The sequence below is a fragment of the Bradyrhizobium sp. genome, from assembly GCF_030697065.1.
Classification (GTDB): Bacteria; Pseudomonadota; Alphaproteobacteria; order Rhizobiales; family Xanthobacteraceae; genus Bradyrhizobium.
Window position 1 is genome coordinate 1 of sequence record NZ_JAUYQU010000143.1, and the last position, 9585, is coordinate 9585.

Genomic DNA, 9585 nt, shown 5'->3' on the forward strand with positions numbered 1-9585 from the left:
GGGCCGCTGCCGTCCTCGCGAAAGATCTTCGTGACGCCCGACGAGGCGCCGGACCTGCGCGTGCCCCTGCGCGAGATCATCCTGAGCAAGGGCGCCGGCGAGCCGGACCTGCCGGTCTATGACACCTCGGGGCCCTACACCGATCCGTCCGTGACCATCGACGTCAATGCCGGGCTGGCGCGCGGCCGCATCGCATGGGTGAAAGAGCGCGGCGGCGTCGAGGAATACCAGGGCCGCGACATCAAGCCGGAAGACAATGGCAATGTCGGCGCGGCGCATGCCGCCAAATCCTTCACCGCGCACCACAGGCCGCTGCGCGGCGTCGGCGATCACATGATCACGCAACTGGAATTCGCCCGCGCCGGGATCATCACCAAGGAGATGATCTACGTCGCCACCCGCGAAAACCTCGGCCGCAAGGTGCAGCTCGAGCGCGCCGAGGCTTCCATCGCCGACGGCGAGAGCTTTGGCGCCGCGGTGCCGGCCTTCGTCACGCCGGAGTTTGTTCGCAGCGAGATCGCGCGCGGCCGCGCCATCATCCCCTGCAACATCAATCATGGCGAACTCGAGCCGATGATCATCGGCCGCAATTTTCTCACCAAGATCAACGCCAATATCGGCAACTCCGCCGTCACCTCGTCGGTCGAGGAGGAAGTCGACAAGATGGTGTGGGCGATCCGCTGGGGCGCCGACACCGTGATGGACCTCTCGACGGGGCGCAACATCCACACCACGCGCGAATGGATTCTGCGCAACGCCCCGATCCCGATCGGCACCGTGCCGATCTACCAGGCGCTGGAAAAGTGCGACGGCGATCCCGTAAAACTGACCTGGGAGCTCTACAAGGACACGCTGATCGAGCAGTGCGAACAGGGCGTCGATTATTTCACCATCCACGCCGGCGTGCGGCTGCCCTACATCCACCTCACCGCCAACCGCGTCACCGGCATCGTGTCGCGCGGCGGCTCGATCATGGCGAAGTGGTGCCTGGCGCATCACAAGGAAAGTTTTCTGTACACGCACTTCGAAGAGATTTGCGACCTGATGCGCAAATACGACGTCTCGTTCTCGCTCGGCGACGGCCTGCGGCCGGGTTCGATCGCCGATGCCAACGACCGCGCCCAGTTCGCCGAACTGGAGACGCTCGGCGAACTCACGCAGATCGCGTGGAAGAAGGGCTGCCAGGTCATGATCGAGGGACCCGGCCATGTGCCGCTGCACAAGATCAAGATCAACATGGACAAGCAACTCAAGGAATGCGGCGAGGCGCCGTTCTACACCCTGGGGCCGCTGACCACCGACATCGCCCCCGGCTACGACCACATCACCTCAGGCATCGGCGCCGCCATGATCGGCTGGTTCGGCTGCGCCATGCTGTGCTACGTGACGCCGAAGGAGCACTTGGGACTTCCCAACCGCGACGACGTCAAGGTCGGCGTCATCACCTACAATATCGCCGCCCACGCCGCCGATCTCGGCAAGGGCCACCCCGCCGCGCAACTACGCGACGACGCCCTCTCCCGCGCCCGCTTCGACTTCCGCTGGGAAGACCAGTTCAACCTCGGCCTCGACCCCGAAACCGCCCGCGCCTACCACGACGAGACGCTGCCGAAGGACGCCCACAAGGTCGCGCATTTCTGCTCGATGTGCGGCCCGAAATTCTGCTCGATGAAGATCACCCAGGACGTGCGGGATTATGCGGCAACGCTGAACGACCCCGACAAGCGCGCGGTCGCGGGTGGTAACGTGGGGATGACGATGTCCGGCGTGATCGAGGACGGCATGGCGACGATGTCCGCCAAGTTCAAGGAAATGGGCGGGCAGGTTTACCTGGATGCGGAGAAGGTGAAGGAGAGCAATCGGGTTTTGTAGACCTTCTCCTCGTCCCAACTGGTCATTACATCAAACCCGCAAGGGCCGGGCGACCCCCCGGCCCTTTTCTTGTCTTAGCTGCAATGGGTTTGATGGACTGCACGACGTGAAAGGCTGGGTGGCAAGCTGGGGTTCGGCGAACGAACTGCCGCGCCGTGCACCGCAAAGGATCGGGTGATCCTGTTTTCACCCGACGTCGAGCGCCCGCTCCCTCCTGCGAGCCCTTCACACATTCTCAACCATACCCATACCTTACCGCGAACCAAACAAGTGTCCGCACATTGTCCCGGCAGCAACAACGGGAGCATCACTATGAACGAAGCGGTCCTTATTCTTCCCAACATGCGCGGCGGCTGCGCCACGGTCGGCAACACGGTGCACACGCTGTTTCGCGTCACCAGCCGGCGCCCGCGCGACATGGCGCGCCCGGATGGCGGATCGGCCCTGGGCGAAGCCGGGCGCCGCGACAACACGGACGCGTGCTTGTTGCTATAATCTCGGTTGTCATCACCCGCGCATGCGGGTGACCCAGTATTCAGAGACAGTAGTGGTGGAATAGACAGGCCGCGACGTACTGGATCCTCCGCTGGAGCCTGTCATCGGGCTCGCCAAAGGCGAGACCCGGTGGCGGAGGATGACGGGTCATGGCGATGCGACCACCTGACGTAGGGTGGGCAAAAGCGCGTCTTCGCGCTGTGCCCACCATTCTTGATTTCGGCAGGAAGGTGGTGGGCACGCTGCGCTTTGCCCACCCTACGCTCCACCCCCTACTTCAGCGTTATCGCGAGGCCGCTGAGATCCACATTCGCCATCAGGCCGGTCTGGCGGCCGGACAGTTCCAGGATCGCGCCCTTCTGGTTGGTCAGCACGATGGCGCGGGCACCGCTGCCGACCGCGAGGCCGGCGCCGGCCGCGCCATAGACGCCGGCGACGTCGGAGGCGCGGTTGATGTTGCTGACGCGGCCGCGCAGCACGGTCTTGGAGCCGCCGAACACCAGGCCGTAGTCGAGGCCGCCGGCGGACAGCGCGTAATTGCGTCCGCGAAACGACAGCGTGCCGCTGCCGCCGGAGCCGCCGATCACCCAGCCCGCCTTGTAGATGGTGAGCTGCACCCTGCCCTCGTCGGCATGAGAGGCGGAGGACAGGGCCGTGCCGGCGAAAGCCGTCAGCGCAAGCAGCGCGACGCGGATGGCGGACGAGATGGTCATGGACGGGTTCCCTCCGGGAATTGTGGGCGGGCGGTGCGGGGGCGCAGCGAATCGCTGCGGTCACAATACCAAGCGCGGCCCGGATCGGCTAACGGCACCGCGTCCAAGCCGGGTTCCACGGCGGGGGTCCGCGCCCGCCGCGTTGAACCGGATGCGGCGCCCGAACACTCATTCAATATCCGGGCGCCGAGCTCACGGCTCGCTCCGAAAATACGGTTTGATCGGCGGAGAAGATGGGCACGCGCGCATGATCGCACCGTGCCCATTTCCGTCACTACCCCCGGCTGAACCGCACTTCCGCGATCAGCGCTTCGCGCGCCGCTGACAGCGCCTGGAACGCCTGCGCGCTGCCGCCGGCATCGGGATGCGCGGATTTGGCGGCGCGCTTGTACGCACGGTGGATTTCCGGCGCGGACAGCCGGCGGTCGAGCGGCAGGCCCAGGAGTTGCCGGTGCACCTCCTCCGGCGCCGGCTCCTTCACCGGGAGGTCGCGCCGGCCGAATTTCGGCGTGGTGAGCCCGTGCAGGACTTCGCGGATGATGCCGAGCCGGCGCCGCGCGGCGTCGGTGATGGCGGGGTCGGCGGGCTCCAGCGCGGCGTGGCGCAGGATCGGCAGCGCCTGGGTGGCCGCCTGCCGCAGCAGCAGTTCGGCGGCGGTCCGCGCCATCACGTCGGCGAGGCGCGCGGCTTCGCTCCAGTCAGGCGCGTCGGCCTGCCAGATCCGCTCGACATCGAGCTGCCATTCGCCTGGTTTGCTGTCCATGATGCCTTACCTGGGCGAATTCATACAGCGCTCCGGTAAAGCTTTCCGTTTCCGAATGCTCGAACTTGAATTAATTTGTCCGGACCCAACAATCAAAAACACCTGAGGAAACCCCATGCCCCTTCTCGAAAACCACATCGCGGTCGTCACAGGCGCGGCGTCCGGAATCGGACGCGCGATCGCGGCAGGCTATGCCAAAGAGGGCGCGCGGGTGGTGCTGCTCGACATGAACGAGAAGGCCGCGGCCGAAGCCGCGCGGGAAATCCGCGGCAGCGGCGGCAAGGCCGAGAGTTTCGCGCTCGACGTGACGAGGCGCGACGACTGCGTCGCGGTCGCGAAGAAGATCGCCGACACCGTCGGGCAGGTCTCGATCCTCGTCAACAATGCCGGCATCGCCCGGCGCAACGGCCTGCTGGGCGCGGCGGAGGCGGTGATCGGCGACTGGGAGGACATCATCGCCATCAACCTCACCGGCGTCTTCAACGTGACCTATGCGTTCCTGGCCCCCTTGCGCGCCAGCAAGGGGCGCATCGTCAACATCGGCTCGATCCAGTCCTTTGTGCATCTGCGCACGCCGAGTTCGCCGGCCTACACCGCCTCGAAGCACGGCGTGCTCGGTTTCACCAAGGCGCTCGCCGCCGAACTCGGCAAGGACGGCGTGCGCGCCAATGCGATCGGCCCCGGCTTCATCGAGACCCCGCTGAACGAGAAGGTGCGCGCCACCAATCCGGACCTGGTCCGGGTGTTCATGGACCACACCCCGCTCGGGCGCCCCGGCAAGCCGGAGGACATCGTGGGACCCGCGATCTTCCTTGCCTCGGATCTGTCGGCCTATGTCAGCGGCTCGATGGTGATGGTCGATGGCGGCTACCGGACGATTTGAGGCCGCACGCGTTAGGCGCACGAAACCGTCATTGCGAGCGAAGCGAAGCAATCCATCGGGCAGCGAGTTCGGTGAAGGATGGATTGCTTCGCTTCGCTCGCAATGACGGCTGAAAAACATGCGATAAGCCCAACAGCCAGAGGTTTCTCCCCCATGTCCAACGCCCCGCATTTCGACATCGACGTCGCCAGCTTCTGGGCCGATCCCTACCCCGCGCTGGCGAAGATGCGGAAGGACGCGCCGATCGCGTTCGTGCCGCAACTCGGCTCCACGGTGTTCACACGGCGCGACGACATCTTCAGCCAGGAAAAGCGCATCGACGTGTTCTCCTCGCATCAGCCGGCCGGGCTGATGAACACGCTGATGGGCCACAACATGATGCGCAAGGACGGCGAGGCGCACATGGCCGAGCGCGCCGCGATGTTTCCCTCGGTGTCGCCGCGCACCGTGCGCGACACCTGGCGCCGCCAGTTCCAGGCCCATGCCGACCGCATCCTCGACGAACTGGCGCCGTGCGGCGCCGCCGATCTCTGCAAGGCGTTCGCGCTGCCGCTGTCGGCCGAATGCCTGAAGAACGTCACCGGCCTGACCAACATGCGCTTTGCGGACATGGACGCGTGGTCGCAGGCGATGATCGACGGCATCGCCAACTATACCGGCAACAAGGAGGTGGAAGCGCGCTGCCACGCCGCCACCGCCGGGATCGATGCCGCGATCGACGACATGATCCCGGTGCTGACGAAACATCCCGACAGCTCGATCCTCAGCGTGCTGCTGGCCGCCTCCATGCCGCTCGACAGCATCCGCGCCAATATCAAGCTGGCGATCTCGGGCGGCCAGAACGAGCCGCGCGACGCCATTGCCGGCACGATCTGGGCGCTGCTGACGCATCCGGAGCAGCTGGCGCTGGTGCGCGAGGGCAAGGCGTCATGGCTCGACGTGTTCGAGGAATATGCCCGCTGGATCGCGCCGATCGGGATGTCGCCGCGCCGGGTCGCCAAACCCTGGTCCTATGGCGGCGTCGATTTCGAGCCGGAGGACCGGGTGTTCTTCATGTTCGGCTCGGCCAATCGCGACGAAGCCTGCTTCGCCGATCCCGATCGCTTCGACGTCACCCGCAACACCCAGAAGAGCATCGCGTTCGGCGCCGGCCCGCATTACTGCGCCGGCGCCTTTGCCTCGCGCGCGATGGTCGCCGACGTGGCGCTGCCGAGCGTGTTCGCGCGGTTGAAGGGCTTGCGGCTCGACGAAAGCGAGCCGGTGCGGATCGGCGGCTGGGCGTTTCGCGGACTGCTCAATCTGCCGGTCATGTGGGACAGGGGTTAGCGCGAGGGACACGCCGCGACGATTGATGTTGATCAGATCCGCCCGCGCCATCGGCGCAATTGCTGCTGTCATCACAGGTCTGGTAGAAATCGCCTCGAAATCATCTCGGGAGTGGGCAAGTGGCAGACGATCGCGCTATTCGGCAGGGCAAACAGGGGCCGCAGGGCCCGCGCGGCGAGCCGGGTCGCCCCGGCCCGCAAGGGCATCCCGGCCGGCCCGGACTGGAAGGTCCGCGCGGCAAGCCGGGCCCGCAAGGCAAGCCCGGTCCACAGGGCCCCCGTGGCGAGCCCGGTCCACAGGGCAAGCCCGGTTCGCAGGGCGAGGCCGGGCCGCAAGGCAAGCCCGGTCCGCAAGGTCCCCGTGGCGAGCCCGGCGTGCAGGGCAAGCCCGGCCCGCAGGGCGAGCCGGGGCCGCGCGGCGAAGCCGGACCGCCGGGACAACTGCCGTCGATCGAACAGGTGATGCCGTGGCTGCATCTGCTGTTCGACGCCTATGAGGACTACAAGCGGACGCGCGAGCGCGAAGCCGCGGAACGCGAGGCTGCCGAACGCGAGGCGCTTGCTGCGGCCGAACAGGGCGATGATGACGGCGACGACGACGATGACGACGATCGCAAGGAAAAGAAGAAGCGGCACAAGCACAAGGACAAGAAGTAGCCTGCCCGCGCCGGTTCACTGTCCGTTGCGCGGCAGCATGCCCATCAGCCGGAATTGCCAGCGCATCGCGCGGTACCAGAAATAGCCGGCCACGGCGCCGCAGACCGACAGGATGATGATATTGGCGGGATCATACGCCCCGCTCCACCACACCATGCCGCCGGTCCACAACACCGTGAACAGGACGGAACTGAGTTTCAATCGGGTGATCGGGTTCATGGCTGTGCTCCGACGGCTGAACGTGTGCCGCCATCATGCCCCGCCTCCGCGCCGTCGCACCGTGAGGCGCGTCACGCAACGCGCGCTGCGGCTCAGCCGAACCGCAGCCTTGACCGCTCCCTGGCCTTCTCCGCCTCGGTCTCGCGGTCGCGCGCCGGCGCGTGGGTGTGCAGCGAGGTCAGAAGCCGCCGGGCCGAATCGGAAATTTCGGCGACCGCGCGGTCGAACGCCTCGGCATTGGCCTGCGACGGCTTGTTGAAGCCCGACAGCTTGCGCACGAACTGCAGCGCGGAAGCGTGGATCTCGTCGCCGGTCGCGGGCGGATCGAAATTGAACAGCGTCTTGATGTTGCGGCACATTTGTCTTCTCCCTGTCCCGGCCCCGGTCGGTGACCGCGTCACCCGAACCGAGGACGAAGTACCGGTAGCAAACCCTACAGCGCGACCCCATCTTGTCATAGAATGGGCGGCGATCATCCCCGCGCGCCAGCCAGGAAGCGAGTTCCACATGAGCCATGTCACCTACAAGATCGTCGAGCACGACGGCGGCTGGGCCTACACCGTCAACGGCGTATTTTCGGAACCGTTTCCCAGCCATGCCGTGGCGCTGGCCGCCGCCAAGCGGGCCGCCGCCGAGCAGCGCGTGCCCGGCCGCACCGAGGCGATCGAATACGAGACCGCCGACGGCAAATGGCATACCGAAACCGCCGCGGGCAGCGACCGTCCCGACACCGACGTCGAAGACAAGCGGTAGAAGCCAGCGGGAAGGCCAGGCGATGACCCCCGCGATCCGCCGCTGCCGCATCCTTGCTTTGGTGCTGTCGCTGTCGCTGGCAATCGCCGTTTTCTTCAGCACCACCCCGCCGGCATTCGCCTGCGCCTGCTGCACCCAGCAAGGCCAGCGCAACGTCGCCACTGTCGCGCTGGATTCCGGCAAGCGACAGGAGATCGAGAGCCTGCGCTTTGCCGGCAAGGCCACGCTGTTCGCGGGCGAAGGCGACGCCGCCGAAATCGAGGGCATTGCGACGCCGTCGGGGAGTTACGAACTCTCGGCAAGATGGCTGGACGACCGGCTCGAGCTCTCGTTCCGCGACAAGCTCGGCCGCACCGGCATGCTGTCGATGGCCCGTCCGAAAACAATGTCGGTATTCGAGGTCGACCCGCGCGACCGCCCCGACAAGGGGCAAGGGCCCGTTCTTTACAAGGAATGGAAACTCACCGCACCCGCCGCCGGCAGCGGCGTATTCCGGCCGGGGATCGCGCCCCGCCAGCTGCTCACCCTGATCCTGCAGGGCGGCGGCAACAGCTGCACCAGCGCCAGCGATTTTTCGCACTGGACGCTGGTGATGCAGGGTCCGAAAGCCAATTACACCCTGTTCGGCGACCTGGTGACGAAATAGCCGCCGTGCTGGCCCAGGATCGGACCGCATGGCCCGATGTCACCGGACATGCTAACCCTGCGCATGCCTTCCGTCCCACAGCACGCGTGTTCCGATAGCCGCCGCGCGGTGATGCGCTGGATCCTTGCCGTGTTCTACGCGGCGGCGGGCGTTGCGCATCTCGCGGCGCCGGACAAGCTGCTCGCGATCACGCCGTCCTGGGTCCCGTTGGCGCCGCAGCTCATCCTCGTCACCGGATTATGCGAGATCGCCGGCGCCGTCGCGCTGGTGACCAGGCCGCTGCGCTGGTGGGCCGGCGTGGCGCTGGCGGCCTATGCGCTGTGCGTCTGGCCCGCCAATTTCAAGCACGCAATCGACGGCATCGACCTGCCCTACATCGCAAGCAGCTGGCTCTATCACGGTCCAAGGCTGGCGTTGCAGCCCGTCATCATCTGGTGGGCGCTGTACGGCGCCGGCGTCATCGACTGGCCGTGGCGGCGGCAGCATCCCGATGTTATGCTCGACACCTCACGATGAATGATGTTCGCAGGAGATTCCCTTGACCGACTTTGCCGCCAGCGACCTCAATGCGATCTATCCTGATCCCTCGCCGCGCGTGATCGCCAAGGCGCGGCCCGAGATCGACGCGCATGCGCAAAAGTTCATCGCGATGTCGCCGTTCTGCGTGCTTGCCACCTCCGGCTCCGACGGCAGCGTCGATGCTTCGCCGCGCGGCGGCAATCCCGGCTTTGTCCACGTCGCCGGACCGAACCGGCTGCTGATGCCGGATCGCTCCGGCAACAACCGGATCGACAGCTTTCGCAATATCGTCGAGGGCTCGGGCTTCGTGCAGCTGATCTTCTTCGTGCCGGGCATCGACGAGACGCTGCGGGTCGGAGGCAAGGGCAAGGTCTCGGCGGATCCGGATCTGCTGGCCTCGATGGTCGAGTTCGGCAAGCTGCCGCGCGCGGCGCTCGTTGTCAGCGTGCTCGAGGCCTATTTCCACTGCGGCAAGGCCCTGATGCGCTCGAAGCTGTGGTCGCCGGAGACCCGGGTCGAACGATCGATGCTTCCGAGCATCAGCCAGGTGATCCACGACCAGACCAGCCTCGGCGAGCCGGAAAGCCAGGCCGCGGTCGAGGCGCGCTACCGGGAACAGCTGTGAGAGATTTGGGAGTGCGGCCTGAGCGCGCTCTATGATTTCGCGCGCTCGAAGACGTGGATGGCCGGGTCAAGCCCGGCCATGACGAGCCGTTGCGTTCGTCGTCCTAGTGCTCGCT

Annotated in this window: 13 protein-coding genes; 9 read left to right on the forward strand and 4 right to left on the reverse strand. The window is 66.3% G+C overall.

The window, feature by feature from the left end; translation table 11 throughout:
- A partial coding sequence (gene thiC, locus Q8R73_RS11585) for a phosphomethylpyrimidine synthase ThiC (protein ID WP_305719682.1) occupies nt 1-1872 on the forward strand: 1872 nt, incomplete at its 5' end.
- Between the two features lie 312 nt (nt 1873-2184).
- On the forward strand, nt 2185-2367 hold the full coding sequence (locus Q8R73_RS11590) for a hypothetical protein (RefSeq protein ID WP_305719683.1): 183 nt from the start codon (nt 2185-2187) through the stop codon (nt 2365-2367).
- Nucleotides 2368-2639: 272 nt separating this feature from the next.
- On the opposite strand, the gene Q8R73_RS11595 is transcribed toward Q8R73_RS11590, so the two are convergent.
- Nucleotides 2640-3080: a hypothetical protein gene (locus tag Q8R73_RS11595; protein ID WP_305719684.1), complete on the reverse strand. Its 441-nt coding sequence runs from the start codon at nt 3078-3080 to the stop codon at nt 2640-2642.
- 274 nt (nt 3081-3354) lie between these two features.
- A complete protein-coding gene (locus Q8R73_RS11600; protein WP_305719685.1) occupies nt 3355-3843 on the reverse strand; it encodes a J domain-containing protein in 489 nt (162 codons plus the stop codon).
- 115 nt (nt 3844-3958) lie between these two features.
- Here Q8R73_RS11600 and Q8R73_RS11605 point away from each other — a divergent pair, with 115 nt between their 5' ends.
- The 3 genes from Q8R73_RS11605 (at nt 3959) to Q8R73_RS11615 (ending at nt 6708) form a co-directional block, all read left to right on the forward strand.
- Nucleotides 3959-4726, forward strand: coding sequence for an SDR family NAD(P)-dependent oxidoreductase (locus Q8R73_RS11605; RefSeq protein ID WP_305719686.1), 768 nt, complete (start codon nt 3959-3961; stop codon nt 4724-4726).
- A 153-nt stretch (nt 4727-4879) separates the two neighbouring features.
- The gene (locus Q8R73_RS11610; protein WP_305719687.1) at nt 4880-6052 is read left to right on the forward strand and encodes a cytochrome P450; all 1173 of its coding nucleotides are present in this window, start codon (nt 4880-4882) and stop codon (nt 6050-6052) included.
- A 119-nt stretch (nt 6053-6171) separates the two neighbouring features.
- Nucleotides 6172-6708: a collagen-like protein gene (locus tag Q8R73_RS11615; protein WP_305719688.1), complete on the forward strand. Its 537-nt coding sequence runs from the start codon at nt 6172-6174 to the stop codon at nt 6706-6708.
- 15 nt (nt 6709-6723) lie between these two features.
- Here the strand turns inward: Q8R73_RS11615 and Q8R73_RS11620 are convergent, their stop codons facing one another.
- Both Q8R73_RS11620 and Q8R73_RS11625 read right to left on the reverse strand, forming a co-directional pair.
- Nucleotides 6724-6927, reverse strand: a complete 204-nt coding sequence (locus Q8R73_RS11620) for a hypothetical protein (RefSeq protein ID WP_305719689.1) — start codon at nt 6925-6927, stop codon at nt 6724-6726.
- Between the two features lie 92 nt (nt 6928-7019).
- Nucleotides 7020-7286, reverse strand: coding sequence for a DUF2277 domain-containing protein (locus Q8R73_RS11625; RefSeq protein WP_305719690.1), 267 nt, complete (start codon nt 7284-7286; stop codon nt 7020-7022).
- Nucleotides 7287-7434: 148 nt separating this feature from the next.
- Between Q8R73_RS11625 and Q8R73_RS11630 the strand changes: the two genes are divergently transcribed.
- From Q8R73_RS11630 to Q8R73_RS11645, 4 genes are all read left to right on the forward strand, one after another.
- On the forward strand, nt 7435-7680 hold the full coding sequence (locus Q8R73_RS11630) for a DUF2188 domain-containing protein (RefSeq protein ID WP_305719691.1): 246 nt from the start codon (nt 7435-7437) through the stop codon (nt 7678-7680).
- Nucleotides 7681-7702: 22 nt separating this feature from the next.
- The gene (locus Q8R73_RS11635) at nt 7703-8326 is read left to right on the forward strand and encodes a hypothetical protein (RefSeq protein ID WP_305719692.1); all 624 of its coding nucleotides are present in this window, start codon (nt 7703-7705) and stop codon (nt 8324-8326) included.
- Between the two features lie 111 nt (nt 8327-8437).
- Nucleotides 8438-8842: a DoxX family protein gene (locus Q8R73_RS11640; protein ID WP_305719693.1), complete on the forward strand. Its 405-nt coding sequence runs from the start codon at nt 8438-8440 to the stop codon at nt 8840-8842.
- A gap of 22 nt (nt 8843-8864) precedes the next feature.
- The gene (locus Q8R73_RS11645) at nt 8865-9470 is read left to right on the forward strand and encodes a pyridoxamine 5'-phosphate oxidase family protein (RefSeq protein WP_305719694.1); all 606 of its coding nucleotides are present in this window, start codon (nt 8865-8867) and stop codon (nt 9468-9470) included.
- Nucleotides 9471-9585 lie beyond the last annotated feature (115 nt).

Excerpts from the sequence above, each read along its gene's own strand:
- Q8R73_RS11595 (WP_305719684.1), bottom strand. The coding sequence starts at position 3,080 with ATGACCATCTCGTCCGCCATCCGCGTCGCGCTGCTTGCGCTGACGGCT.
- Q8R73_RS11620 (WP_305719689.1), bottom strand. The coding sequence starts at position 6,927 with ATGAACCCGATCACCCGATTGAAACTCAGTTCCGTCCTGTTCACGGTG.
- Q8R73_RS11590 (WP_305719683.1), top strand. The coding sequence starts at position 2,185 with ATGAACGAAGCGGTCCTTATTCTTCCCAACATGCGCGGCGGCTGCGCC.
- Q8R73_RS11625 (WP_305719690.1), bottom strand. The coding sequence starts at position 7,286 with ATGTGCCGCAACATCAAGACGCTGTTCAATTTCGATCCGCCCGCGACC.
- Q8R73_RS11605 (WP_305719686.1), top strand. The coding sequence starts at position 3,959 with ATGCCCCTTCTCGAAAACCACATCGCGGTCGTCACAGGCGCGGCGTCC.
- Q8R73_RS11635 (WP_305719692.1), top strand. The coding sequence starts at position 7,703 with ATGACCCCCGCGATCCGCCGCTGCCGCATCCTTGCTTTGGTGCTGTCG.
- Q8R73_RS11600 (WP_305719685.1), bottom strand. The coding sequence starts at position 3,843 with ATGGACAGCAAACCAGGCGAATGGCAGCTCGATGTCGAGCGGATCTGG.
- Q8R73_RS11640 (WP_305719693.1), top strand. The coding sequence starts at position 8,438 with ATGCGCTGGATCCTTGCCGTGTTCTACGCGGCGGCGGGCGTTGCGCAT.
- Q8R73_RS11610 (WP_305719687.1), top strand. The coding sequence starts at position 4,880 with ATGTCCAACGCCCCGCATTTCGACATCGACGTCGCCAGCTTCTGGGCC.
- Q8R73_RS11630 (WP_305719691.1), top strand. The coding sequence starts at position 7,435 with ATGAGCCATGTCACCTACAAGATCGTCGAGCACGACGGCGGCTGGGCC.